The organism is Flavonifractor sp. An9, assembly GCF_002161245.1.
Classification (GTDB): Bacteria; Bacillota; Clostridia; order Oscillospirales; family Oscillospiraceae; genus Flavonifractor; species Flavonifractor avicola.
Genome location: NZ_NFHC01000004.1, coordinates 1 through 23,388, shown reverse-complemented (window position 1 = coordinate 23,388; position 23,388 = coordinate 1). Strand labels below are relative to the sequence as shown.

The window sequence follows — 23,388 nt, the reverse complement described above, 5'->3', positions numbered from 1 at the left end:
GGAGGGAGTATTATGGTGCATCATGGCCTGAAACGGCTCTTTTTAACAGTCCTGACCCTTATTTTGTTGATCTCCGTCTGTCCGGCCTGGGGAGCGGTGGAGAACAGCCACGACGCAGTGATTCTGTTCACCCACGATACCCATGACCATTTTTATCCTGCGCCCTCGGAAGATGGCGGGGAATATGGTGGCTATACCCGGCTGGCGACCCTTCTTGCGCTGGAACGGGTAAAATATCCCGATGCCATCACGGTGGATGGCGGCGACTTTTCCATGGGAACGCTGTTTCAGACCATCTATGCCACCCAGGCGCCGGAGCTGAAGGCACTGGGGGCTATGGGATATGATGTGACCACCCTGGGCAACCATGAGTTTGACTACCGTGCCTCGGGCCTGGCCCAAATGCTGGAGACGGCAGCCGCCAGCGGCAGTCAGGTGCCTGCCATTGTGCAGTCCAACGGCACGGTGCTGGACGGGGAAGGCGCCGAGGAATTGCGGGCCGCTATGGAGGCCTATGGAGTGCAGGACCATATGATCCTCACCCGGGGTGGCATCAACTACGGTATTTTTGGCCTGATGGGGGAGGACGCGGATGCCTGCGCTCCCATGTCGGGCATGGAATTTGAGCCTGTGGCCGATGCTGCCCGGCGAGAGGTGGCGGCCCTGGAGGAGGAACTGGCCCAGCTGGAAGGTCCCTCTGTGATTGTGTGTCTCTCCCACACCGGCACCGATGGTGGAAAAGGGGAGGACTATGAGCTGGCTAAGGCGGTGGACGGCATCGACGTGATCATCTCCGGCCACACCCACTCCACCCTGGAGGAGCCGATTCAGGTCAATGATACCCTGATTGTTTCCTGCGGAGAGTATACCACCAATCTGGGTGTGCTGGCTCTGGAGCTGGACGATGCCGGTACTGTCACGGACTATGATTACCGGCTGGTGCCGGTGGACGAGACAGTAACGGCTAATACTGAGATGGAGCGGTTGGCCCAGTCCTTCCAGCCCATCATCGAGGAGGAGTACCTCTCCCAGTTCGGACTGACCTTCGATCAGGTGCTGGCCCGGTCGGAGTTTGACTTCACCCCAATCTCCCAGTTTGGCAAGGAGCATAAAGAGGATACTTTGGGCAATCTCATTGCCGACTCCTATATCTATGCCGTGCAGCAGGCAGAGGGGGAGGACTATGTGCCGGTGGATTTCGCCGTGGTGGCAGCGGGCGTGATCCGGGAGTCCTTCTCTGCGGGAGAGATTACCACATCGGATGTGTTTAACGTCTCCTCTCTGGGCTCCGGTGCCGACGGCACCCCAGGCTATCCGCTGATCTCGGTGTGGGTCACCGGCCGGGAACTGCGGGATGCCTTTGAGGTGGACGCGTCTGTGACCGGCTTGATGCCCGCCGCCCAGATCTATGGTTCGGGAATGACCTGGACCTGGAACCCCTATCGGATCATCCTCAATCGGGTAAATGACTATGCCCAGGTGCTGCCTGACGGTACTACCGTGCCGCTGGAGGATGACAAGCTCTACCGAGTGGTGACCGGATTGTATACCGGACAGATGCTGGGTACCGTCAATGACCAGTCCTTTGGTATTCTGACCATAACGCCCAAGGATGCCCAAGGTAACCCGGTGACCAATTTTGAGGACCAGATCATTTATACCCCAAATGGCTCGGAACTGAAGGAGTGGTATGCGCTGGCCACTTACCTCCAGTCCATGGGTACGGTGGACCAGCGTTATGCCGCACCAGAGGGACGGAAGGTGGAGGAGGCGTCCCTGAATCCGGTGAGCCTGCTGAAAGGGCTGAACCTGGTAGGCTGGATCGCTCTTGTAGTCTGCCTTGTAGTGCTGGCTCTGATCGTATTTATTGTCTACCGGATTGCCACCAGAGGACGCCGCCGCCGTTATGGAGGACAAAAGGGACGTGGTTACCACCGCTATCGTGGATAAAGGAATCAGGGCCTGCCGCAACAAGCGGCAGGCCCTGATGGTTATGACTCTGCATTTTTGTGGGAGACAGGCAGGGGAGCAATGGAACCTACGCACCGATTGATGGGAGTGCCCAGGTTGTGGAATTTTTCCTCATAGTCGGTCATGACGCCGCAGATACCATTGGCATGGAGATCACGGGTGACCTGAGAGAGCTGGAACCCAACCTTGGGGAATTGGAACAGGGACCACTCAAACAGGTCATGGTTGTCTGTCTTGAAGTGGATCTCACCCTTCCGGGAAAGGACCTGACGGTAGCGCAGAAGAAAATCAGGATGGGTCAGGCGGCGCTTGGCGTGCCGGTTGCCAGGCCAGGGATCACAGAAATTGATATAGATGCGATCCACCTCGCTGGGGGCGAAGAGTTCGGTCAGGCCGGCGGCGTCGCCGTCGATAAAGAAGACATTGTGCAGATCCATGGCGCACACCCGCTCCATGGCGATGACCATAGCGTCAGGCACCCGTTCCACCGCAATGTAGAGGGCCTGAGGATTTTGTGCGGCGGTCTCGGCAGTAAAACGGCCCTTACCGCAGCCCAGTTCCAGGTAGAGAACGCTTGCCTGGGGCATCAGGCTCATCCAGCGGCCCCGCAGGGCGGCAGGATCAGAGATCAGAACACGGGCACACCGCTCCATCCGGGGGGCCAGGTTGGGCTTTTTTCTCATTCGCATCGATTTATTCACCTCACAAAGGGCATCATAACATATTTGATTGGATACTTGCAATCCTTGGCGGCATATATTATAATGATACCTGTTATGCAGGTAAACCACATATCCGGGTGTAGCGAAGGTGGTATCGCGCTTGATTTGGGAGGAGACGCCCAGCAACCTCACAACTTCATATCCGGGTGTAGCGCAGTTGGTAGCGCGCCTGCTTTGGGAGCAGGATGCCGCAGGTTCGAATCCTGTCACTCGGACCACCTTTCTTAGAAAAACCGCTTTTTTAGGCGGTTTTTCTGCGTTTTTGGTTCGATTTTTGCAGTTTCGACGATTGCTGTTTTGCTGTGGCTCCAGGGACGGAACAGCGGTGGGGGCCTGAGTGAGCGTAGCGGCAGAAATAGATAAATCCCTAACCCATCCCTATCTCCGTGCAGCTCCTGTAGTACGGGCATTGTTAAAAGGCCCCCATAGTTGCACCTATCCAGACTGCAAATCAAAAATTCTAAACGGAAAAGGCTGGTCAAAAATAAGGCAGCATGCTATACTGGCAACATCTGAAATCGGCTCTCGGAGGTGAGCCACACAAAAAGAGAGGGAGTTAGAGATGATAGTTTTCATCGCAATTGTTGTTGCCATTGTGGCATTCAAGATTATGCGGAAGAAGCAGTACGAGAATCTTGAAGCCGAGGCATTACTTTCCTTGGGCTTTTCAAGCTGGAATATTATTTCCTATGTTGACGAGTATGTCACTGTAAAGAGCCGGCAAACCCTGGAGAAGTATGATGATATAAAGTTCTTCAAGGAGAATAAGGAGAAGCTACCCCGTGCAGAAGCAATGATACAGCGCAAGAGTGAGATTTCTTCTCGCCTGACACAGTTTCTCCAAAGCAACGAACTTCAATCGCGTCCTCAGTACAAGAAACTGAAAAAGCAGGTTGAAGAGGTTCTGAATAATGCTGCCTCTTACCGCATCAGAGTCAGCTATATATCCTCCGCCGGCAACAACCTTGGTTCTAAGGATATCCATGTCGGGCAGTATCGAATCGACAGCTTCAAGAAAGACCCTTCTTTGTTGATGGGGAAAACCGAGTACAACAAATTCCTTAAGGAGCAGCAAAAAGAAGCTCTTGCCCAGAAGCAGCATGATTTTTACAACCAGGTCAATGCCATCATTGACTATGCCAACAACAACCGCGACTCTCTGATTATCAAAGGAAGCCAGGAACAGCTGGATAGCTTAATTGGACAGCTGTTCGACCGCACGGTAAACAGCATTAAGAAAATTAAATCCCTTGACAGCGAGGAATGGGGCCTTATTGAAGACTTCATAACTCGCCTCAAAGCGGATATCGAGAGGATTGTTGCTTCAAATCAGCGTATCCTTGATTATTATGCGTCCCCTGACTTCCAAAAGATTAAGGAGACTTGTGAAGTGCTTATGAGTTCTCAACGAGAATTCAACGAGTACATCAATGAGAAAGTTCATTCTATTTCCGAGCTCTTTGGAACTCGGGTCGTCCGCAATGAGACGGTAAACGAGGATGAATACAACTACATCCGGCCATATAAGAAGACCATCACCCCCTTCACTGCGGAAGTGTCTGCCACTGTTTTTGCCAGTGCTGAGAACAATCCTCTTGACTATATCGTCAAGAACTTCTACCCCAACAAAAGTGCGTATCCTGACCAGATTCAGAAGCTCTATCATCTGGTTGAGGAGCTCCAGACTCTGCGAGAGGCAAAGCAGATTATTGAAAACTATAAGGCTGATTATCAGCAGTATCTTGGCGATGTCCCGGCGTATGTCATGGAAAATGATGAAGCAGGATTTTACTCCCGCTTGGGCTTTGCAAACATTGACGAGAGTGTCCTGACCGTTGAGTATAAGTTTGCCTATACTTCCGGCGGCGGAATGGCCCAGCGCTCCTTTACCGTTCCTATGACAGAAGAAACGATTGCTGAGCTGATTAAAACTCTTGAGAGCAAACTCACAGCAAGTGCCTTTGCTAAAGAGCAGCGCACCATGATGACCAAGAAACTGCGGGAAGCCATCAAGACCCGCGACGATTTCACCTGTTGCAACTGTGGCAATTCCACCCACAAAGAGCCCAACCTCCTGTTGGAGATTGACCATATCATCCCCGTCTCAAAGGGTGGCCGCACGGAAGAGGCAAATCTGCAGACTCTGTGCTGGAAGTGCAACCGTACAAAGAGCAATAAGATTCTTGCGTAAACGACAAAAGAGCGGGTGGCCACCCGCTCTTTCCTTTTATTCTGTGCGTAGAGTCTTATTTGTCATTAGTAATGCAAACGCCTCACTCTGTGAAACATTGCTTTTCTGCGCAACAAAACAGATGCCCAAGGGACTCGGTGCTGTCCCTTGGGCTTCAATTCTTTCACCCTACTCTCTCGAACGGTATCACCTTACACCGGCTCTCCTCCGGCGGGTCGGGAGGCTCCGGTTCCGGTTTGGCCGTGGCCGTTTCCATGAAGCCGCCAATCTTCTCCGCCGCACCTCTCTGCATATCGTTGGTGATGTGCGTATAGGTGTCCAGGGTGAACCCAGCGCTGTAGTGGCCCAGCATGCTGGACAATGTCTTCACATCCACGCCGCTGGAGAGTGCCATGGTGGCGAAAGTATGCCCTTACGGTATAATTACGACAAACCGGAAAAGCCCCGTAGGATCAAGGGTTTTGAGGTTTTCAGTCTGGTTTTTCATCCTTTTCCAAACCGAAAAATCATACTGAAATAAGTCGAATTATAGGAGGTGTTTCATTAACGACAAATGAATAGCAGAAAGGAACTCAAAGCCTTTTGATTTCAAACACAGTAGAATATTGGATTTATGCGAAGCCGTCACTTGTTTCAAGTGGCGGCTTTTGTCATTTCCAGGACTGCTGTGCAGGCACATGACAACACCAATCAGAAACGAGGTGATTGTTATGAACACGCAAATCATCGCCATCGCCAACCAGAAAGGCGGCGTTGGCAAGACAACCACCTGCGCGAACCTGGGGATTGGGCTGGCGCAGGCCGGAAAGAAAGTGCTGCTGATCGATGGGGACCCGCAAGGCAGCCTGACCATCAGCCTAGGCCACCCCCAGCCGGACAAGCTGCCCTTTACCCTGTCCGACGCAATGGGCCGTATCCTGATGGACGAGCCGCTGCGCCCCGGCGAGGGTATCCTGCACCACCCGGAAGGCGTTGACCTGATGCCTGCCGACATCCAGCTCTCCGGCATGGAGGTCTCCCTGGTGAACGCCATGAGCCGAGAGACCATTCTGAGGCAGTATCTGGACACGCTCAAGGGGCAGTATTCCCATATTCTAATTGACTGCCAGCCCTCCCTGGGTATGCTCACGGTCAATGCCCTGGCCGCCGCCAACAGGGTCATAATCCCCGTCCAGGCAGAGTATCTGCCCGCCAAGGGCCTGGAACAGCTGCTCCAGACGGTCAATAAGGTGAAGCGGCAGATCAATGCCAAGCTCCAGATTGACGGCATATTGCTGACGATGGTGGACAACCGCACCAACTTCGCCAAGGAGATCGCCGCCCTGCTGCGGGAGACCTACGGCAGCAAAATCAAGGTGTTCGGCACCGAGATTCCCCATTCCGTCCGGGCAAAGGAAATTAGCGCCGAGGGCAAAAGCATTTTTGCCCATGACCCCAATGGCAAGGTTGCCGAGGGGTATAAAAATCTGACCAAGGAGGTGATAAAACTTGAAAAGCAGCGCGAAAAAAGTAGAGCTGGCTCTATACGATGACTTGTTTTCCACCGAGGAAAGCCGCCAGGATGCCAAGCTGGAAAAAGTACGGGAGATCCCGCTGTCTGAGCTGCATCCTTTCAAGAACCATCCCTTCAAAGTCAAGGATGACGAGGCTATGCTGGAGACCGCCGACAGTGTGCGGCAGTACGGTATTCTGGTTCCGGCGATTGCCCGGCCGGACCCGGAGGGCGGATATGAGCTGGTAGCCGGACACAGGCGGCACAGGGCCAGTGAACTGGCTGAGAAAGAAACCATGCCTGTCATTGTCCGAGACCTGGACGATGATGCCGCCACCATCATCATGGTGGACAGCAACTTACAGCGGGAAAGTCTGCTCCCCAGCGAGCGAGCCTTTGCCTACAAAATGAAGCTGGAAGCAATGAAGCATCAAGGTGCGCGTGGCGATTTAACTTCGTCCCAAGTTGGGACGAAGTTGCGGGCAGATGAATTGTTGGCGCAGCAGGCCGGTTCGAGTAGGAACCAGGTGCAACGCTATATCCGTCTGACAGAGCTGATCCCTGAACTGCTGGATATGGTCGATGAACGAAAAATCGCTTTCAACCCGGCTTATGAGCTGTCCTTTCTCAAAAAAGAGGAACAGCGGGACTTGCTGGACGCGATGGACAGCGAACAGTCTACCCCTTCTCTCTCCCAGGCACAGCGGCTCAAAAAATACAGCCAGGAAGGGCATCTGACCCTCGATATGATGCGCGTCATCATGGGCGAAGAAAAGAAAAGCGATCTGGACCGGGTAACTTTCACATCCGACACCCTGCGGAAGTATTTTCCCAAGAGCTACACGCCCCAGCGGATGCAGGAAACCATTATCAAACTGTTGGAGGCGTGGCAGAAGAAGCGCCAGAGAGACCAGGAACGATGAAAGGAGCCGCCTATGAGGGATATTTCAGCCCGTGAGCTGAAAGGACACAACATTCTCGCCGTGGAGCGTTTTCAGGACAACACCCGCTGGATGATCGAGTTTTCTGTTCAGCGTCCCTGTTCCTACGGCAGCCCCGGCGATGAAATGCGGCTGTTTCTCACGGAGGACGGGTATCAGGCCGCTCTTCACAGCCAGAAGCGCCGGGAAATCAAAATCAAGCGGTATGCCCGTATCATTGAGGGCCATGTCCTCGACTTCAAGCCGGACAAGCGCCGCCACCCGTAACCCCATCATCACTACGAAAGGAAAGGAATGAATATGTGTACTGTCCAGAGCATCAAAGATGCCATCCGGGAAAACTGTCAGTCCCAGCATGATATGGAATCTACCGACATTGACCAGGTTTTGCAGACCCTCCCGTTTTCGGAGCATGATTCGCCGTTCAGTCAGTCGCCGAAGCATAAGCGTCCCTACCGGCCCTGGCAGAACAACAAAAACAGCTGAAAGCCACAGTCTTTTTACGAAAGATTGTGGCTTTTTTCATGCCCTGAAACAAGAAAGGAGTGAGGTCAATGGCCGTATTTCGCATTGAGCGAACCAGAGATTATACCGTGATGAGCAACCATCACCTGCGAAACGAAAAATTGTCCCTCAAGGCCAAGGGACTGCTTTCCATGATGCTGTCCTTGCCGGAGGATTGGAACTATACCACCAGAGGACTTGCGAAAATCTGCAAGGAGGGCGTAGACGCCATCGGCGGTGCGCTGCGCGAGCTGGAAACTGCCGGGTACATTGTCCGCCATCAGCTGCGGGACCGGCAGGGCCGGATCAGCGACACCGAGTATGTCATCTACGAGCAGCCACAGCCGAAGAACCCGGATACGCCCCAGCCGGATACGGCTTCACCAGATACGGAAAACCCAGATATGGTGAAACCGGATACGGAAAAGCCCGCAGAATTAAATATAGAGAAATCAAATACTCAAAAATCAATTACTCATAGATCAAGTACCGATTCCATTCCCTTCCGGGAAACAGCGGCGGCAAGACCGCCGGAACGGAAAGGAAGGGATGCGATGCCTGTCTCAGAGATAGAAAATTATCGGGATTTGATTCTGGAGAACATCGAGTATGACTATCTGTGCCGAGAGTTTGACACCTATCGGGAGGACCTGGACGAGATTGTGGAGCTGATGGTGGAGACCGTCTGCGCCAAACGGAAAACCACCCGGATTGCTGGCAGCGACTTTCCACACGAGATCGTGCGCTCCCGGTTTTTGAAGCTGACCAGTGAGCATATCCGGTTTGTTATGGACTGTATGCAGAAAAACACCACCGAGGTCCGCAACATGAAGCAATACCTGCTGACCGTCTTGTTCAATGCGCCCACCACCATCAGCAATTATTACACCGCACAAGTGAATCACGATATGAACGCAGGCGGCTGGTAAGAGCCGCCTTTTCTCATGCCAAAGGAGGAACAACATGAACCAGATGGAAATTTTTAAGAACCCGGAGTTTGGAGCCATCCGCGCCGTAGAGATTGATGGCGAACCCTGGCTGGTGGGCAAGGACGTATCCCTGGCGCTGGGGTACACCAATCCGCAGAAAGCGATTCGGGACCATGTGGATGCAGAAGATCGGACGGTGAACGATTCGTTCACCGTCAACGGAACCGCCATCACGCTCATCAACGAGAGCGGCCTCTATTCCCTGGTGCTGTCCAGTAAGCTCCCCAAAGCAAAGCAGTTTCGCCGGTGGGTCACGTCTGAGGTGCTGCCCACCATCCGCAAGCACGGAGCTTACATGACCAGGGAAAAGCTGTGGGAAGTGGCCACTTCCCCGGAGGCGCTGCTGAAGCTCTGCTCCGAACTGTTGGCTGAGCGTGAAGAAAATGCGGTGCTGCGGGAGGAAAACGCTCTGTTGGAAGGCAAGGCCGCCTTTTTTGACCTGTTCATCGACATGAAGCATAGCACCAATCTCCGCACCACTGCCAAAGAGCTGCTTGTGCCGGAGCGCCGATTTGTCCGGTTCCTGCTGGAACAGCGGTTTGTCTATCGCACGGCATCCGGGAATGTACTTCCCTATGCAAAGCCCTCCAACGACGGCCTGTTCTGTGTCAAAGACTACTGCAACCACGGACACATCGGCTCCTACACGCTGGTAACGCCCCAGGGCAAGCTGTATTTTGCTCAGCTGCGTGACAGCATCCTGCTGATGATATGATGACCCGTTATCTTTTGAGGCGGCTGGTGGTCCCGCCTTAGTATCAAGCACCACCCCCTGCTAAATCCCACAAAAGGAGGCGATAACAATGCAGGAAGAAGTGGAAAACAGGACTTTGACGCTGGTAGTCAGCGGTTCCAAGTTCACCGGACGGCTGCTGAAAGCTGCTATTACCAAGTACCTTGCTCACCGCAAGGAAAAGAAGCTGCAAAAGCAGAAAAGCCGGGATGCTCCCGTGATTCCCCACGGCAAGCAAACGGTGAAACAGCTGATTGGTCAGAACCAGGGCGTGTCCAACATCGAGATCACCGACCCCTCCATCAAGGAGTTTGAGAAGATTGCCCGGAAGTATGGTGTGGACTATGCAGTGAAGAAAGACCGCAGCAGCTCCCCGCCCAAGTACCTGATCTTTTTCAAGGGGCGGGATGCGGATGCCCTGACCTCAGCCTTTACTGAGTACACCAACAAAATGATTAAGAAGGCGCAGAAAGCGCAGAACACCGAGCGCCCGTCTGTGCTGGAAAAGCTCAATCAGTTCAAAGAACTGGTCAAAAATGCCGTGGTGGATCGCATCAAGCGAAAGGAGCTGGAACGATGAACAAGCAGCTTGACATCAAAAAGCTCCTTTTGCTGAATATGCCCTACATCCTGATGGGGCTGTTCGCCACCAACTTTGGAGAAGCATGGCGGATGGCCGTGGGTGCAGATGCTTCGGCAAAAATGCTCTCGTTCTTCTCCACGCTGCCGGTGGCGCTGGCCAGCTGGTGGCCCAGCCTGCACCCGCTCGACCTGGTGGTGGGCTTGTGCTGCGGCGGTGGCCTGCGGCTTGCTGTCTATCTCAAAAGCAAGAACGCCAAGAAGTACCGGCATGGCATGGAGTACGGCTCCGCCCGCTGGGGAACCCATGAGGATATTGCACCCTACATTGACCCGGTGTTCCAGAACAATGTGATTCTGACCAAAACCGAGAGCCTGACCATGAACAGTCGCCCCAAGGACCCCAAGACGGCGCGAAACAAAAATGTACTGGTAATTGGCGGCTCCGGTTCCGGAAAAACCCGGTTCTGGCTGAAACCGAACCTGATGCAGATGCACTCGTCCTATGTGGTAACAGACCCCAAGGGCACCATCCTGGTGGAGTGCGGTAAAATGCTCCAGCGCGGCACACCCAAACTGGGCAAGGACGGCAAGCCCATGAAGGATAAGCACGGCAAGGTCATCTATGAGCCGTACCGGATTAAGGTCCTCAATACCATAAACTTCAAGAAGTCCATGCACTATAACCCCTTTGCCTACATCCACTCCGAAAAGGACATCTTGAAACTGGTTACGACGCTGATTGCCAACACCAAGGGCGAGGGCAAGGCCGGGGACGATTTCTGGGTCAAGGCAGAAACGCTGCTGTACTGCGCCCTCATCGGGTATATCCACTACGAGGCCCCGGTGGAGGAACAGAATTTCTCCACCCTCATCGAGTTCATCAACGCGATGGAGGTCCGGGAGGATGACGAGGAGTTCAAGAACCCCGTAGACCTGATGTTTGACGCGCTGGAGGCGGAGAAGCCCAACCATTTCGCAGTCCGCCAGTACAAAAAGTACAAGCTGGCAGCTGGCAAAACCGCAAAATCCATCCTGATTTCCTGCGGTGCGCGCCTTGCCGTGTTCGATATTGCGGAGCTGCGGGAGGTCACTTCCTACGACGAGCTGGAGCTGGACACCCTGGGAGACCGGAAAACCGCCCTGTTCCTCATTATGAGCGACACGGACGATAGCTTTAACTTCCTGATCTCCATGTGCTACACTCAGCTTTTCAATCTTTTGTGTGAAAAAGCCGACGATGTGTACGGTGGGCGGCTGCCGGTCCATGTGCGGTGCCTCATTGACGAGTGCGCCAACATCGGCCAGATTCCCAAATTGGAAAAACTGGTCGCCACCATCCGAAGCCGTGAGATTTCCGCCTGTCTGGTATTGCAGGCGCAGTCCCAGCTGAAAGCCATCTACAAGGACAACGCCGATACCATCATCGGCAACATGGATATCCCTAACTACAACTCAGATTCTGTCCGGGGCGGCTATGCAGTAAACAGCCACCCTGCTGTTCTGAACGGATTCATTGATCTGGTGAGGGAAGAACAGCAGCGTAGCTGCACCAAGGATGAAAAGGCAGGGCTGCCTCGGACTTCGGTACGAGAAAAGCTCAAGAAAGAACCGCCGATCCGAAAGGCCGCCGCCCCGAAAAAGCAAGAGCAGCAGCGATGAACAGTCCAAAGCGTGAACGAAATATTCAGGTGAATTTCCGTGTCACCTCGGAGGAGCTGGCGCTGATTGAGCAGAAAATGTCCCAAGTTGGGACGAAGAACCGGGAAGCCTATCTGCGGAAGATGGCCCTAGACGGTTATGTGGTGCAGCTGGACCTGCCGGAGCTGAAGGAACTGGTATCCCTGCTGCGCCGGAGCAGCAACAACCTGAACCAGCTCACTCGCCGAGTGCATGAGACCGGGCGTGTTTACGACGCTGACCTGGAAGATATAGCCCAGCGGCAGGAACAGCTATGGGAGGGCGTGAGAGAAATCCTGACCCAGCTCTCTAAACTTTCGTAACAGGGATAAACACCCCATCTGCGGAGGGAGGAACGGCGTTCTTTTCGCCGCGCCTTCCTCCGCTTTTTCTTTTGCCCGCATCCTTGCTGTTTGACAGAAAATATTTCATAATAGAATTAGAATAAAGCTGGAGGTGACAATTCCGTGGGAACGATATTGGGGTTGTTAAAGCTGATTTTGAAAATCGTGACTGCGCCGGTGGTGCTTCTTCTTACGCTGGCCATCTGGATTTGCGTGGGGCTGGTCTATGTATCCGGCTTGGTGCTGGGGCTGCTCAGTACGGTAATCGCCCTACTGGGCGTGGCTGTCTTGGTGACATACTCCCCGCAGAACGGCCTTATTTTGCTGGTGATTGCGTTTCTCATAAGCCCCTTTGGGCTGCCGAAGCTGGCCTTTTGGCTGCTGGGCAAAGTCCAGGATTTGAAATATGCAATTCAGGATTTGGTTTACGGCTAAAAAGACACCCTCTCCCATTGGCGGAGAGGGTGTTCAGCTTATGATAAGACCTCCGGCGAAGCTCGTCGGAGGTCTTATGGTTCCAGATTATCTTCCTTGAAAAGTGGCGAAGCAAAAAAGGTGTCTATTCCAATTCCCAGCCCCTGGCACATCTCATGGATGATTCGCAGCTTTACAGAATCGTAAGAACAGTTGATGATATTGCCAATGGTGGACTTGGGAACGCCGCTTTTCATATACAGCTGATACTGCGTCATCTTCCGCTCCTCCAGCAATTCTGAAAGGCGTCTGCTGACCGCCTGATTTAGCTTCAATCGCACTCACCGTCCCTGTCCCTGTACTAAAGTTATTATATGGGCAGGCGTGTGAAAATTAGTCCCTGTACCTGTACTAATGCCACTATTTGCGCTATGATGGGTCAGGGGGTGTTATCTATGACTGTAACCTTTTGTGGTCATGCACAGATCTCGCAGAGCGAGAAAATAGAGAAATGGTTATACGATGTTACGCAAAAACTGATTGAACAAGGGGCGACTACCTTTTACCTAGGCGGCTATGGAGCTTTTGACAGCTTGGCAGCATCTGTTCTAAGAATGCAGAAAAAGCAGCATCCGCAGATTGAGCTGATCCTTGTCTTAGCTTATCTAAACACCGGGAGAGACACTTCCGGTTACGACAGCACCGTGTATCCGCCGTTGGAAACTGTCCCGCGCCGTTTTGCGATTTCTCATAGGAACCGCTGGATGGTAGAATCCGCCGATGTGGTAGTAGCGTATGTCCTCCATGATTGGGGCGGAGCTGCCACAACGCTGCGGTGCGCCAGACAGAAAAAGAAACAGATTATTTCATACCGTGACGAAATGGGCAGCTGAGGCTGCCCATTTTTTGAAGGGAGGGAAACTTCATGGCAACCACACGCATCATGCCGCTGCACATCGGCAAGGGCCGGACCGAGAGCCGAGCCATCAGCAAGATTATCGACTATGTGGCCAACCCGCAAAAGACTGACCACGGCAGGCTTATCACCGGTTATGAGTGCGATAGCCGTGTAGCCGACGCCGAGTTCATGCTGGCTAAGCGCCAGTATATTGCCGCCACCGGACGGGTCCGTGGCGTGGACGATGTAATCGCCTACCATGTTCGCCAGTCCTTCTGTCCTGGGGAGATCACCCCGGAGGAAGCCAACCGGCTGGGCGTGGAATTTGCCAAGCGGTTCACCAAGGGCAAACACGCCTTTATCGTCTGTACCCACATTGACAAGGCCCATGTCCATAATCATATCATTTGGAGTTCGGTCAACCTGGACTGTGACCGGAAATTCCGCAACTTTTGGGGCAGCACAAAAGCCGTTCGTCGATTGAGCGACACCATCTGCATTGAGAACGGACTGTCCATTGTCGAGAACCCAAAGCCCCACGGCAAATGTCAATCTCACCGGACATCAGCTTCTGAGAAACCTCTTTCGTGTCCATTCCATTTTGCAGCGATAGGACGGCGCAGGTGTGCCGGAGATCAGCGAACCGAATGTGATCCAGCCCCGCCTCTCTGATGATCTCATTATGCATCCGGCGCACCATCTGGGGGGAGTAGGGCTTCTGCGTCGCCGGGCGCATGAACATGAGCGGACTTCCTGGGTGTTTGGCGTGTTCCAGGCGCAGGAGTTCAACCGCTTCCGGGGTCAGGCTGACGATTCTGGTGCCACCTTCGTACTCCACCAGTTCCCGCCGTTCCACCGAGCGGTTCTCCGAGATGGTCAGCGTCCGTTCCGCCACGTCCAGGTCATTCCACTTCAGCGCGATCAGTTCTCCCTGCCGAAGTCCCGCTGTCAGCGCCAGCAGGAACATGGGGAGGTGGCCCAGCCGTTCCGCCGCGTCCAGATAATCCTCCACTTCTGATGCCGTCAGTACATTGGCGCTGATCTTCTTGGGCTTGGAGTAGTGAAATGCTCGGGCGGGGTTATCCGCCATCAGCCCATCTCGGATCGCCTGATCCAGACATTGCTGGAGCAGCCGGTGGATGTGCCGCATGGTATGCTCCCCCAGCCCTGGGTATTCGGGGCTTTTCGGGCGGTGACCGCCAAAGCGCCTTCGCTCCTCCAGGAAATCTCCCACCTGCTCCACGGTCAATTCAGAGAGCAGGATCTCCCCAAGTCCGGGGAGAATGTGGTTCTTGAAGAGGTAGCCATGAGCTGCGTATGTGGTCGGACGGCTCTGGTTCTTGTCGTAGACCTCCTGCCAGCGGAGAATATAGTCTTTCAGCGTCATATCCCCACCTCCATGCACTGGCGCTGCAGGTTCCGGAAGGCCACCCACGGAAGCCTTGCTTGTTTTAGAATCCGCTTGTGCAGATAGTAAAACTCGTGGAGCTGGTACGGTGCTCCGGTCTTGGGGTTGAGAAACACATGGTAGCCGGTTTCCGGTATCTGTTCCAGAAGATGCTCCGCCCTGCTGTTGAGGGTCAGCAGGCGCTGTCCCTTGAGTATGTACCGGCAGCGGACATGAAAATCGGCCCACGACAAGGTGATGAGTTCACATTGTCGCAGACCGCTGGATAGTCCTGTGTAGATGAGAGGGAGTGCGCCCAGTTGTTCCGCCGCGTTCAGGTACCGCTGGAGCTGCCCCAGGCGCAAGGGAGCAGTTTTATACGCTTCTGCTTGTGGCTCCTGACAAAGCCGCACCGGATTGTAGGGGATACGCTGGTCGCGGGCCACTTCGTCCATGCAGCGCCGCAGGAGCAGATGGACGCACCAGACGCTTCTGGTGCTCAGTCCCTGGCTCCGCAGGCTATCATAGAAACTGGTGACGGTGCCTTCTGATAGCTCCGCCAGCCGGATATCCCCGATTCCGGGGAGGATGTGGCGGTAGATCAGGTTGCGGTATCCGCCCACGGTGCTGCCGCTCCATCTGCCCTGGTTCTCGCAGAACCAGCGGTCGCACCACTGGCCTACCGTGTAATTGTTCTCATTCTGCATATCGTCGCCTCCTTTTGGCAAACGAACAATATCACAGAAAGAGAGAAATAGCCACTGGAAAGAACGGAATTCTTTTGGAGTGGAAGCCTTAACTACATTCTAACGATGCTGAACTGCTGATATCATTTGTTGCAATTTGCCTTTTTTGATAGCAGATGATAAAATGTCTAACAAAAGGAGGTGCTGATATGCTCGGGCGAAAAGTGAACCACAAGGTTTTTGGATGTGGAACAATTACTGAACTCACAAGTGCGTATCTCACCGTCAATTTTGGGGATAGCGAAAAGAAATTTGTCTACCCGGATGCATTTGAAAAATACCTGACGAGTACAGATCCGGAACTTATGGAACAGGTTGATAAAGATATCCAATCCAAAAAATCTGCCCACTCAAATTCTGTTCTGTCTGCCAATCACCTATCTGCAACACCAACACAGCCGCAGATGCGGTCACAGAAGCATGCCAAAAAAGTAGAACGCTCTAATATAGCGTTCAAATGCAATTACTGTGATGGAGGGAAAGAGCAGAATCATATAGGATTCCAAGGCGTTTGTTCTGATTCTATATTAAGATTCAATATTGAGAAAGCCCGCCATGTTTGGTGTTCTTCCGAAGACTCTCCTTGTCGTTGGTACTTAGATGGGGAAATTACCAGAAAAGAATTGGAATCTATGATGAGTGGCGGCCATGGCCTGGATTCTGTCTGCTATGAGAGTCATATGCTGCGAGACTGGATGGCAAGCGCTGGGGTTGTCCAGACTGGGACCGACAAAGGAAAACCAATGCGTCTCTTGAAAGTACAGAAAAACAGTCTCGCGGTTTTGACCACACGAGAACCTAATGCCGCTTCAGACGAATCACGGTTTGTTTTTGCAGTATTCCTCGTTGATGAGAGTTATGAAGGTGATAACCGAGATGTAGGTTATGTAACGACAAATTCTGAATGGAAAATTGAACTTGTTCCAGCAGAAGCTCATAAAATACTTTTTTGGAACTATTACATCAACCGAAACGCTCCACAAAAAATAGTCTTTGGGTCTGGGCTTCATCGGTACTTAACTGACGAGCAGGCTGCGCAAATCTTACGGGACATCGTTACTGTCAAGAGCAATCAAAAGGAAAAGGAATTTGCCCAGCGATTTTTCGAGCACTTCTGTAAAATCAATGGCATCGATGCAAATGATGTTCCGCCTCCTAATGGTGCTCTGGTGAATAACAATTAATTTTCGAAAGTCTCATACGACTGAGATAGTGAACAAAAGATGTTATAAGAGCTTTATTCTTTGTTTATGCGGCGCAATTCCTGCGCCGCTCCTCTGAGGTGATTGGTCTGTCATCTCCCCCTCAAACCGGGCGGAACATCTTTTAATACACAGAATCCAATCCCACACAAATCCCAAAAGACGAAAGGTTTTCTTGAAACAAGCAGGTCAAAAGAGTGTCAAAGAGGAACTGCCGGAGCAGAGGAAAGGGCCAAAGAGGGCGATAGAGTTCCGGCTGAAGGTTCAGACACACATTTGGGATCAAGAGACCGGGCGTTCGAGTCGCCCCACTCGGACCAGTTTTCTCAGAAAAACCGTCTTATAGACGGTTTTTCTTTGTTTAGCGCTCAGATTGGGACGCATTGTATCATGGAAATCCCACCTGCTGAGATCTATGGATTTCAGCAGGTGGGATTTTTTCACCTATTGCTTTTGTCATATGTTAGATTTACTATATTAAAATCATAATGTTTTGTACTTCTCTCGGCTGGCTGGTACCAAAGGCTGCTTTGCCGCGGTAAAATAGCTGATTGACAGGGCTCCGGAACGGAGGCTATGCCATATTGCTTAGAGAAGCTTGAATATCAATTTGACCGAGGAAACATAACGTACTATCATTTATCGTGTACATTTACAAGCGCTCAGTAATATGCAAAGAGGAGAACTTGGATGAAGATTGTCTGTTTTGGCGATTCTAACACCTATGGCTATGATCCACGCTCTTGGTTGGGCGGGCGGTATGATGTGGATAGCCGGTGGGTGGATATCCTGGCCGCGGAAACCGGTTGGGAAGTCTGCAACATGGGAGAGAATGGTCGGGAGATTCCCAGGTCAGCGCCTGACCTTCCAGCAGACACCGGCCTGCTGATTTTCATGCTGGGTACCAACGATCTGCTCCAAGGATGCAGTCCTGAGCAGGCTGCCGGCAAACTGAAGCACGTCCTCTCCCAACTGTCGCTGAAACCGAATCAAATTTTGTTGATCGTACCGCCGCCCATGGCTCCGGGGCAGTGGGTGCCCAGTCAGCAGCTGATTGACCATTCCCGCACTTTTGCAGGGTGTTGCCGCAGACTTGCCCAGCAGCTTGGTATCCGCTTTGCCGATGCCGGGGAATGGAATATTTCCCTTGCTTATGATGGAGTCCATTTTACAGAGCAGGGCCACAGAGCCTTTGCAGCGAACCTTTTGGAGGTACTCAGATGAAACGAATTTTCTCGATCTGGGGCCGTTTTGCTCCCGGTACCAGTGCCTGCGCTGTATCAACGAATGCCCCCAGCAGGTGATCAGTCCACAACTGGGCGACGTCGCTACACCATCCGGGCGCATCTGCCCCGGAATGAGCAATGAGGTGATTCATCCATGCAAACAAAGCGAATGCCACGACATAAAAAATGGCTCATCGCTGGAGGAATCGTTCTTCTGATCCTGGCCATTCTGACGGGGCTATTTTTCTGGTATGTGTCCGACTATTATCCAGCGGACGAAACTGCCCTGGAGGTGATGTCCCAGGACAGCGGCATCACGGTACAGGATAATCTGACGATCTTATCCCCGACTTATCCCACGGACACCGCCATCATTTTCTATCCCGGCGCCAAAGTGGAGGCAGAGGCTTACCTGCCTTTGCTGGATCAAATCCGAGAGACTGGGGTCACCTGTATTTTGGTACATATGCCTTTTAACATGGCAATATTTGATGCCAATGCGGCAGAAGCCGTAATTGCCCGGTTTCCTGAGGTCCAGCACTGGTATATGGCTGGCCATTCTATGGGCGGCGCTATGGCATCCAAGTTTGCCGCGGACCATCCTGACCAGGTAGAAGGGCTTATTCTGATGGGTGCTTATATCTACGGCGATTATCCCGACGAAAAGACGCTCACCATCTACGGCTCCCTCAACCAGAGTGTGGAGGACCATATCGACTACACGGAGAACATTGTGGAGATCGAAGGGGGCAACCACGCTCAGTTCGGCAACTACGGACACCAGAAAGGCGATCCCCCGGCCACTATTTCCGCTCAGGAGCAGCAGGCTCAGACGGTAGCTGCCATAAAAGCGTTTCTGTGGCCGGCTGATGCTCAGAATTGAGGAGGGGCACCGGATGTTTTTCAAGAAAAAGCAGGAGAAGCGCACCTATGACCAGGAAAACCAGAAGCCGGTGATCCGCTCCAGCATCTGTACTGGGGAAAAGGTAGCAGGATTTCAGGACATCCACACCGGGAAGTTTACCGAGATCATGCTGATCCGCACCTCCGGCGACCTGGAGGAATTTTGCCGCCTCTATGGTATCGGTACGGATGAGATCTCTACGCACTATTGATTTTGAGCGAAAATACAGGGAGCTTCCCGGCAGAAAAGCAGAAATGCCTTGTCAGAATAGCGGTAAATAGAAAATGAGCATTTTACATTCCTGCGTGTCGGATTTACAATGAGGGCAGAAGATGCGTAAGGAGGTTGTTCGTATGAACGCATTGGTTGCTTATTTTTCCGCTACCGGCACTACCGCCAAAGCGGCAAAGGCTCTGGCAAACGCCGTGGGAGGGGAACTCTATGAGATCAAACCTGCTGTGCCCTACACCAGCGCCGATCTGAACTGGATGGACAAAGGTTCCCGCTCCAGCGTGGAGATGAAGGACACCCGCTCGCGCCCTGCTCTGGCCGACACCAACGCCCCGGTGGCAGAACACGATGTGATCTTCCTGGGCTTCCCCGTGTGGTGGTATGTGGCTCCCACCATTCTCAACACCTTCCTGGAGGCCTATGACTTCACCGGAAAAACCATTGTTCTCTTCGCCACCTCTGGCGGCAGTGGTTTGGGCAAGTCGGCGGCTGGGCTTCAGGTCAGCGCCCCCGGCGCCAAGATTCTGGATGGCCGGATGCTCAAGGGCCGCCTGAATGAGGCGGAGCTGAAGACCTGGGTGGACGGGCTGAAGCTGTAATACATCCCAAATGTTGAAAAAGTGGAGTGTCCCAATGGACACTCCACTTTTTATAGCTCTCTTTGAAGGTACACCATATCCACCAACTGAACACCGCACTCATAGATCGGGTGGTCATAGTGGGCGGTGAAAAAGTTCTTGACCAGGTGATGCCTGTAAAAGCCGCAGGATTCATAAAACGGAACGGTGGAGGGGCTGTCCCCGGTACCCACCTGCAGCACCGTATACTGTCCTGTGTAGGTTCGGATGAGGAAGTCCACCATGGCCTTCCCATACCCCCTGCCTTGACAGTCCGGTTTTACGGCAATGTTTTTCAGCTCCAGAACGCCATCACCCTCGTCGGTCACCACGCATTCAGCCTTGACACCGCCGTCTTCCAGCACATACATGGTCCCACGCTCCAGATAGCGGTCAATCATGTCCTCCTGTTCGTCCGCCAGCAACAGTAAATCCAGGTATCTCTTTTGATCTGTTTCCACTTTTCTGATTTCCATGGGATGGTCCACCTCTGCCGGGCAGTCTTGATTGGACTTATGATACCACAACTATGCGTACCGCTGCAATGCTCCGAGAAACATGACAGACAGTTGTCGCGTTCCTATGATATAATGCAGGAAAAGAGGGAAGGGGAGTCCTGTATGAAAATGGAGCGGCTCATCGGCATCCTGTCCATCCTGCTCCAGCGGGAAAAGGTCACCGCTCCGGAGCTGGCGGAGCAGTTTGAGGTATCCCGCCGGACCATTCAGCGGGACATCGAGTCTCTGTGCCGGGCGGGAATTCCCATCTCCACTGCCCAGGGCGCGGGCGGCGGCATCTCCATCATGGAGGGCTACCGGGTGGACCGCACTGTGCTCACCGATCCGGAGATGCAGGCAATCCTGGCAGGACTGCGGAGCCTGGACAGTGTCAGCGGCACCCGGCGCTATGCCCAGCTGATGGAAAAGCTGTCCGCGGGAACGGGCGGACTGGTACCCGGCGGTGCCCATATGCTCATTGACCTCTCCTCCTGGTACAAAACCAGCCTGCCGCCCAAGATTGAGCTCATTCAGGGAGCCATCGAGCAGCACTGCACCATCCACTTTATCTATTACTCCCCCAAAGGAGAATCGGTGCGCACCGTAGAGCCCTATTATCTGGTGTTTCACTGGTCCACCTGGTATGTGTGGGGCTGGTGCCGGATGCGAAAGGATTTCCGCCTCTTTAAGCTCAACCGCATGACGGAGTTCACCACCGGAGAGCCGTTTGCCCCTCGTTCTGCGCCGCTGCCTGACTTGGAGCCGGAGAGGGTCTTTCCGGTAAAATATCAAGTCACCGTTCTCTTTGATCCCACCTGCCGCTGGCGGCTGGTGGAGGAGTACGGGGCGGACCGCTTTACCGTGGAGCCGGACGGCAAACTGCGCTTTACCGGCGGTTTCCCCGATGCGGACAGCGTCCTGAGCTGGATTTTGACCTTCGGAGACAAGGCGGAACTACTGGAACCGGAAGAATTACGGGAACAGTTGAGGAAACTGACCGAAACACTGGCCGAACGTTACAGGAGGGATTAGCATGGCCTCTCATAAGGATTTTGTGGACTATGTGGCCGAACAGCTGCGGGAAGCCGGTACCATCCGCAGCCGGAAGATGTTCGGTGAATACGGCCTCTATTGCGATGATGTGTTCTTCGCCGTCATCTGCGACGACCAGCTTTTTGTCAAGATCACCCCTCAGGGGGAAGCGGCCTTTCCCGACCTGCCCAAGGCTCCACCCTACGAGGGAGCCAGGGACTACATCTGGATGGAGGATGTGGACGACCGGGACACCATGACCGCTCTTACCCGTATTACCTGCCTGGCACTCCAGGCCCAGCCTAAAAAACGGAGGAAATGACCATGGCCTTTGATTATAAGAAAGAATACAAGGAATTTTATCTGCCGCCCAGGACGCCGGGCATCGTTACCGTGCCCGCCATGAACTTTCTGGCAGTGTGGGGCCATGGTGATCCCAACGAGGAGAATGGAGCCTACAAGCAGGCCCTGGGGATGCTCTACGCCGTAGCCTTCGCCATCAAAATGAGTAAGCTGGGCAAGCACAAGCTGGAGGGTTACTTTGACTATGTGGTGCCGCCCCTAGAGGGTCTGTGGTGGCAGGAGGGCATCCACGGGGTGGATTATAGCCATAAGAAAGACTTCCAATGGATCTCCCTCATCCGCCTGCCGGAGTTTGTAACGAAAGAGGTGTTTGACTGGGCCATCCGGGAGGCCACAGAAAAGAAGCAGCAAGACTTCTCCCCGGTGGAGTTTTTCTCCTGGGAGGAGGGCCTGTGCGTCCAGTGTATGCATATCGGCCCCTATGACGACGAGCCTGCCACCGTGGCTGCCATGGAGGAATATGCCAAGGCCCAGGGTTATGAGGAGAATTTCGGGGAGGGGCGATTCCACCACGAGATCTATTTAAGCGATGTGCGGCGGTGCAAACCAGAGCGGTTGAAAACCGTCATCCGGCATCCAATCAGGAGGGTACCATGAAAGGTTTTACTCGTACAGAAACCCGTGTCTCCCTGTGCGGACTCAACTGTGCTCTATGCTCCATGCACCTGGGCGGCTACTGCCCCGGATGCGGCGGAGGAGCCGGAAACCAGAGCTGCGCGAAAGCCCGCTGTTCCCTGGAGCACGGCGGCGTTCCGTTCTGTTGGGAGTGCCCGGAGTATCCCTGCCCCTACTATGAGGGCTTCGACGATGGGGATTCCTTTGTCCCGCACCGGAACCGGCAGCAGGATATTGCTCAGATCCAGGCGCTGGGACTGGACGCTTACCTTGTTCAGCTGGAGAAAAAACGGGCGATTCTGGGTGAATTTCTGGCCCATTACAACGATGGCCGCCGCAAGACTTTTTTCAATACAGCCGTCTATCGCCTGCCTTTGGAGGATTTGCAATCTGTGATGACTTCGCTGGACAACCGACCGGAACTGGGGCAGCAGGAGATCAAGGAACGGGCCCGCGTTGCTGTGGAATTGCTTCAGGAGGCGGCTGACCGCCGGAGCATCAGTCTGAAACTGAACAAGAAACCGAGGAAGGGGTGATCCTATGGCGACTTCCAGGTTAAAGGTTCATTTCCCATGCCCTGTGGAGCAGGTGTGGAACACAGTGACCGATCTTACCCATACCGCCTGGCGCAGTGATTTGGCCCGGGTGGAAGTCCTGGACGAAACCCACTTTGTGGAGCACACCCAAAGTGGCTATGCGACGGAATTTACCGTCACGGCCTGTGAGCCATTCCATTTTTGGGCTTTTACCATGGAGAACGGAAATATGTCCGGCGCTTGGGAGGGGGCCTTCCAGGCGGCAGAGGGCGGAACCTGGTTGACTTGTACCGAGACAGTTCGCGCCAAACGCTGGTGGATGGGCCCCTTTGTTCCCGGCTATCTGAAGCGGCAGCAGAAGCGGTATCTGGACGATTTGCGGAAGGAATTGCTGAAATAGACCATGTTAATCTGCGTTGCTTGCGGCAATGGGCCATTCTCTCTACAATGTGAGCGAAAGACCTGCTAATAAAAGTCAAGTAGAAATTTCAGATTTTTAGGGAGGCGAAAAAATGCAATACAAAATCAAGCCGCTGAGCATCTCAAAATTAAAACGGCGGCCAGCCAGATGGTA

At 53.4% G+C, this 23,388-nt stretch carries 26 protein-coding genes, 1 tRNA gene and 4 pseudogenes; 25 read left to right on the top strand and 6 right to left on the bottom strand.

The genetic code is table 11. The features are described 5' to 3' along the window. Positions 1-12: 12 nt before the first annotated feature. Positions 13-1,950 (top strand): bifunctional metallophosphatase/5'-nucleotidase, encoded by a 1,938-nt coding sequence (locus B5G40_RS04090; RefSeq protein WP_087398870.1) that lies wholly within the window; start codon positions 13-15, stop codon positions 1,948-1,950. 41 nt (positions 1,951-1,991) lie between these two features. Here the strand turns inward: B5G40_RS04090 and trmB are convergent, their stop codons facing one another. Next, positions 1,992-2,660 carry a tRNA (guanosine(46)-N7)-methyltransferase TrmB gene (gene trmB, locus B5G40_RS04085; protein WP_087398869.1) on the bottom strand — a complete coding sequence of 223 codons (669 nt, stop codon included), beginning with the start codon at positions 2,658-2,660 and terminating at the stop codon, positions 1,992-1,994. Between the two features lie 175 nt (positions 2,661-2,835). Here trmB and B5G40_RS04080 point away from each other — a divergent pair. After that, positions 2,836-2,911, top strand: a tRNA-Pro gene (locus B5G40_RS04080). Between the two features lie 344 nt (positions 2,912-3,255). Continuing rightward, positions 3,256-4,884, top strand: a complete 1,629-nt coding sequence (locus tag B5G40_RS04075) for an HNH endonuclease (RefSeq protein WP_087398868.1) — start codon at positions 3,256-3,258, stop codon at positions 4,882-4,884. A 163-nt stretch (positions 4,885-5,047) separates the two neighbouring features. Here B5G40_RS04075 and B5G40_RS04070 read toward each other — a convergent pair. After that, positions 5,048-5,293: pseudogene (locus tag B5G40_RS04070) on the bottom strand (site-specific integrase); the annotation flags it as partial. A 301-nt stretch (positions 5,294-5,594) separates the two neighbouring features. Here B5G40_RS04070 and B5G40_RS04065 point away from each other — a divergent pair. From B5G40_RS04065 to B5G40_RS04015, 10 genes and pseudogenes are all read left to right on the top strand, one after another. After that, entirely contained in the window at positions 5,595-6,416 is an 822-nt protein-coding gene (locus tag B5G40_RS04065) for a ParA family protein (RefSeq protein ID WP_087398866.1), read from the top strand. Beyond that, a complete protein-coding gene (locus B5G40_RS04060) occupies positions 6,373-7,299 on the top strand; it encodes a ParB/RepB/Spo0J family partition protein (protein ID WP_087398865.1) in 927 nt (308 codons plus the stop codon). Before B5G40_RS04065 ends, B5G40_RS04060 begins: the two co-directional genes overlap by 44 nt. Positions 7,300-7,311: 12 nt before the next feature. Continuing rightward, positions 7,312-7,584 (top strand): DUF5720 family protein, encoded by a 273-nt coding sequence (locus tag B5G40_RS04055; protein WP_087398864.1) that lies wholly within the window; start codon positions 7,312-7,314, stop codon positions 7,582-7,584. 27 nt (positions 7,585-7,611) lie between these two features. Continuing rightward, entirely contained in the window at positions 7,612-7,803 is a 192-nt protein-coding gene (locus tag B5G40_RS04050) for a hypothetical protein (protein WP_087398863.1), read from the top strand. Between the two features lie 68 nt (positions 7,804-7,871). Continuing rightward, the gene (locus B5G40_RS04045; protein ID WP_087398862.1) at positions 7,872-8,750 is read left to right on the top strand and encodes a DUF6017 domain-containing protein; all 879 of its coding nucleotides are present in this window, start codon (positions 7,872-7,874) and stop codon (positions 8,748-8,750) included. Positions 8,751-8,784: 34 nt separating this feature from the next. Further along, positions 8,785-9,525, top strand: coding sequence for a BRO family protein (locus B5G40_RS04040; protein ID WP_087398861.1), 741 nt, complete (start codon positions 8,785-8,787; stop codon positions 9,523-9,525). Positions 9,526-9,613: 88 nt separating this feature from the next. Further along, on the top strand, positions 9,614-10,123 hold the full coding sequence (locus tag B5G40_RS04035; protein WP_087398860.1) for a PcfB family protein: 510 nt from the start codon (positions 9,614-9,616) through the stop codon (positions 10,121-10,123). Further along, positions 10,120-11,562: pseudogene (locus tag B5G40_RS04030) on the top strand (type IV secretory system conjugative DNA transfer family protein); the annotation flags it as partial. The gene B5G40_RS04035 and the pseudogene B5G40_RS04030, both read left to right, overlap by 4 nt. Positions 11,563-11,780: 218 nt before the next feature. Then, positions 11,781-12,125 (top strand): plasmid mobilization protein, encoded by a 345-nt coding sequence (mobC, locus tag B5G40_RS04025; protein ID WP_087398859.1) that lies wholly within the window; start codon positions 11,781-11,783, stop codon positions 12,123-12,125. 156 nt (positions 12,126-12,281) lie between these two features. Next, positions 12,282-12,581 carry a CD1845 family protein gene (locus tag B5G40_RS04015; RefSeq protein ID WP_087398930.1) on the top strand — a complete coding sequence of 100 codons (300 nt, stop codon included), beginning with the start codon at positions 12,282-12,284 and terminating at the stop codon, positions 12,579-12,581. Between the two features lie 74 nt (positions 12,582-12,655). Here B5G40_RS04015 and B5G40_RS04010 read toward each other — a convergent pair whose 3' ends face one another. Further along, on the bottom strand, positions 12,656-12,901 hold the full coding sequence (locus B5G40_RS04010) for a helix-turn-helix domain-containing protein (RefSeq protein WP_275533054.1): 246 nt from the start codon (positions 12,899-12,901) through the stop codon (positions 12,656-12,658). 114 nt (positions 12,902-13,015) lie between these two features. Between B5G40_RS04010 and B5G40_RS04005 the strand changes: the two genes are divergently transcribed. Then, positions 13,016-13,453 carry a hypothetical protein gene (locus tag B5G40_RS04005; RefSeq protein ID WP_087398858.1) on the top strand — a complete coding sequence of 146 codons (438 nt, stop codon included), beginning with the start codon at positions 13,016-13,018 and terminating at the stop codon, positions 13,451-13,453. 32 nt (positions 13,454-13,485) lie between these two features. After that, positions 13,486-14,004 (top strand): annotated as a pseudogene (locus B5G40_RS04000) (relaxase/mobilization nuclease domain-containing protein); the annotation flags it as partial. Positions 14,005-14,089: 85 nt separating this feature from the next. On the opposite strand, the pseudogene B5G40_RS03995 reads toward B5G40_RS04000, so the two are convergent. Together B5G40_RS03995 and B5G40_RS03990 are read right to left on the bottom strand one after the other, a co-directional pair. Beyond that, positions 14,090-14,845 (bottom strand): annotated as a pseudogene (locus B5G40_RS03995) (tyrosine-type recombinase/integrase); the annotation flags it as partial. Further along, positions 14,842-15,552, bottom strand: coding sequence for a tyrosine-type recombinase/integrase (locus B5G40_RS03990; protein ID WP_087398857.1), 711 nt, complete (start codon positions 15,550-15,552; stop codon positions 14,842-14,844). The gene B5G40_RS03990 and the pseudogene B5G40_RS03995, both read right to left, overlap by 4 nt. Positions 15,553-15,740: 188 nt before the next feature. On the opposite strand from B5G40_RS03990, the gene B5G40_RS03985 reads away from it, so the two are divergent. From B5G40_RS03985 to B5G40_RS03965, 5 genes are all read left to right on the top strand, one after another. Beyond that, a complete protein-coding gene (locus B5G40_RS03985) occupies positions 15,741-16,775 on the top strand; it encodes a hypothetical protein (protein ID WP_087398856.1) in 1,035 nt (344 codons plus the stop codon). A 708-nt stretch (positions 16,776-17,483) separates the two neighbouring features. Continuing rightward, positions 17,484-18,017, top strand: coding sequence for a GDSL-type esterase/lipase family protein (locus B5G40_RS03980; protein ID WP_087327462.1), 534 nt, complete (start codon positions 17,484-17,486; stop codon positions 18,015-18,017). A gap of 171 nt (positions 18,018-18,188) precedes the next feature. Beyond that, entirely contained in the window at positions 18,189-18,902 is a 714-nt protein-coding gene (locus B5G40_RS03975) for an alpha/beta fold hydrolase (RefSeq protein ID WP_242959210.1), read from the top strand. 13 nt (positions 18,903-18,915) lie between these two features. Further along, the gene (locus tag B5G40_RS03970) at positions 18,916-19,134 is read left to right on the top strand and encodes an aspartate dehydrogenase (protein WP_087327471.1); all 219 of its coding nucleotides are present in this window, start codon (positions 18,916-18,918) and stop codon (positions 19,132-19,134) included. 142 nt (positions 19,135-19,276) lie between these two features. Further along, positions 19,277-19,753, top strand: coding sequence for a flavodoxin (locus B5G40_RS03965; RefSeq protein WP_087398854.1), 477 nt, complete (start codon positions 19,277-19,279; stop codon positions 19,751-19,753). A 50-nt stretch (positions 19,754-19,803) separates the two neighbouring features. Here B5G40_RS03965 and B5G40_RS03960 read toward each other — a convergent pair whose 3' ends face one another. After that, complete coding sequence (locus B5G40_RS03960) at positions 19,804-20,247, bottom strand: GNAT family N-acetyltransferase (protein ID WP_087398853.1); 444 nt, start codon at positions 20,245-20,247, stop codon at positions 19,804-19,806. A gap of 144 nt (positions 20,248-20,391) precedes the next feature. Between B5G40_RS03960 and B5G40_RS03955 the strand changes: the two genes are divergently transcribed. Genes B5G40_RS03955 through B5G40_RS03935 form a run of 5 tightly spaced genes read left to right on the top strand, consistent with a single transcriptional unit; the run spans position 20,392 to position 23,214 of the window. Next, positions 20,392-21,300 carry a helix-turn-helix transcriptional regulator gene (locus B5G40_RS03955; RefSeq protein ID WP_087398852.1) on the top strand — a complete coding sequence of 303 codons (909 nt, stop codon included), beginning with the start codon at positions 20,392-20,394 and terminating at the stop codon, positions 21,298-21,300. Position 21,301: 1 nt separating this feature from the next. After that, positions 21,302-21,622 (top strand): TfoX/Sxy family protein, encoded by a 321-nt coding sequence (locus B5G40_RS03950; RefSeq protein ID WP_087398851.1) that lies wholly within the window; start codon positions 21,302-21,304, stop codon positions 21,620-21,622. Between the two features lie 2 nt (positions 21,623-21,624). Then, complete coding sequence (locus tag B5G40_RS03945; RefSeq protein ID WP_087398850.1) at positions 21,625-22,260, top strand: GyrI-like domain-containing protein; 636 nt, start codon at positions 21,625-21,627, stop codon at positions 22,258-22,260. Further along, positions 22,257-22,814, top strand: coding sequence for a DUF3795 domain-containing protein (locus B5G40_RS03940; RefSeq protein ID WP_087398849.1), 558 nt, complete (start codon positions 22,257-22,259; stop codon positions 22,812-22,814). Before B5G40_RS03945 ends, B5G40_RS03940 begins: the two co-directional genes overlap by 4 nt. Positions 22,815-22,818: 4 nt before the next feature. Further along, the gene (locus B5G40_RS03935; protein ID WP_087327491.1) at positions 22,819-23,214 is read left to right on the top strand and encodes an SRPBCC family protein; all 396 of its coding nucleotides are present in this window, start codon (positions 22,819-22,821) and stop codon (positions 23,212-23,214) included. The last annotated feature ends 174 nt before the right edge of the window (positions 23,215-23,388 follow it).

Excerpts from the sequence above, each read along its gene's own strand:
- B5G40_RS04090 (WP_087398870.1), top strand. The coding sequence starts at position 13 with ATGGTGCATCATGGCCTGAAACGGCTCTTTTTAACAGTCCTGACCCTT.
- trmB (WP_087398869.1), bottom strand. The coding sequence starts at position 2,660 with ATGCGAATGAGAAAAAAGCCCAACCTGGCCCCCCGGATGGAGCGGTGT.
- B5G40_RS04075 (WP_087398868.1), top strand. The coding sequence starts at position 3,256 with ATGATAGTTTTCATCGCAATTGTTGTTGCCATTGTGGCATTCAAGATT.
- B5G40_RS04065 (WP_087398866.1), top strand. The coding sequence starts at position 5,595 with ATGAACACGCAAATCATCGCCATCGCCAACCAGAAAGGCGGCGTTGGC.
- B5G40_RS04055 (WP_087398864.1), top strand. The coding sequence starts at position 7,312 with ATGAGGGATATTTCAGCCCGTGAGCTGAAAGGACACAACATTCTCGCC.
- B5G40_RS04050 (WP_087398863.1), top strand. The coding sequence starts at position 7,612 with ATGAATATGTGTACTGTCCAGAGCATCAAAGATGCCATCCGGGAAAAC.
- B5G40_RS04045 (WP_087398862.1), top strand. The coding sequence starts at position 7,872 with ATGGCCGTATTTCGCATTGAGCGAACCAGAGATTATACCGTGATGAGC.
- B5G40_RS04040 (WP_087398861.1), top strand. The coding sequence starts at position 8,785 with ATGAACCAGATGGAAATTTTTAAGAACCCGGAGTTTGGAGCCATCCGC.
- B5G40_RS04035 (WP_087398860.1), top strand. The coding sequence starts at position 9,614 with ATGCAGGAAGAAGTGGAAAACAGGACTTTGACGCTGGTAGTCAGCGGT.
- mobC (WP_087398859.1), top strand. The coding sequence starts at position 11,781 with ATGAACAGTCCAAAGCGTGAACGAAATATTCAGGTGAATTTCCGTGTC.
- B5G40_RS04005 (WP_087398858.1), top strand. The coding sequence starts at position 13,016 with ATGACTGTAACCTTTTGTGGTCATGCACAGATCTCGCAGAGCGAGAAA.
- B5G40_RS03990 (WP_087398857.1), bottom strand. The coding sequence starts at position 15,552 with ATGCAGAATGAGAACAATTACACGGTAGGCCAGTGGTGCGACCGCTGG.
- B5G40_RS03985 (WP_087398856.1), top strand. The coding sequence starts at position 15,741 with ATGCTCGGGCGAAAAGTGAACCACAAGGTTTTTGGATGTGGAACAATT.
- B5G40_RS03980 (WP_087327462.1), top strand. The coding sequence starts at position 17,484 with ATGAAGATTGTCTGTTTTGGCGATTCTAACACCTATGGCTATGATCCA.
- B5G40_RS03975 (WP_242959210.1), top strand. The coding sequence starts at position 18,189 with ATGCCACGACATAAAAAATGGCTCATCGCTGGAGGAATCGTTCTTCTG.
- B5G40_RS03970 (WP_087327471.1), top strand. The coding sequence starts at position 18,916 with ATGTTTTTCAAGAAAAAGCAGGAGAAGCGCACCTATGACCAGGAAAAC.
- B5G40_RS03965 (WP_087398854.1), top strand. The coding sequence starts at position 19,277 with ATGAACGCATTGGTTGCTTATTTTTCCGCTACCGGCACTACCGCCAAA.
- B5G40_RS03960 (WP_087398853.1), bottom strand. The coding sequence starts at position 20,247 with ATGGAAATCAGAAAAGTGGAAACAGATCAAAAGAGATACCTGGATTTA.
- B5G40_RS03955 (WP_087398852.1), top strand. The coding sequence starts at position 20,392 with ATGAAAATGGAGCGGCTCATCGGCATCCTGTCCATCCTGCTCCAGCGG.
- B5G40_RS03950 (WP_087398851.1), top strand. The coding sequence starts at position 21,302 with ATGGCCTCTCATAAGGATTTTGTGGACTATGTGGCCGAACAGCTGCGG.
- B5G40_RS03945 (WP_087398850.1), top strand. The coding sequence starts at position 21,625 with ATGGCCTTTGATTATAAGAAAGAATACAAGGAATTTTATCTGCCGCCC.
- B5G40_RS03940 (WP_087398849.1), top strand. The coding sequence starts at position 22,257 with ATGAAAGGTTTTACTCGTACAGAAACCCGTGTCTCCCTGTGCGGACTC.
- B5G40_RS03935 (WP_087327491.1), top strand. The coding sequence starts at position 22,819 with ATGGCGACTTCCAGGTTAAAGGTTCATTTCCCATGCCCTGTGGAGCAG.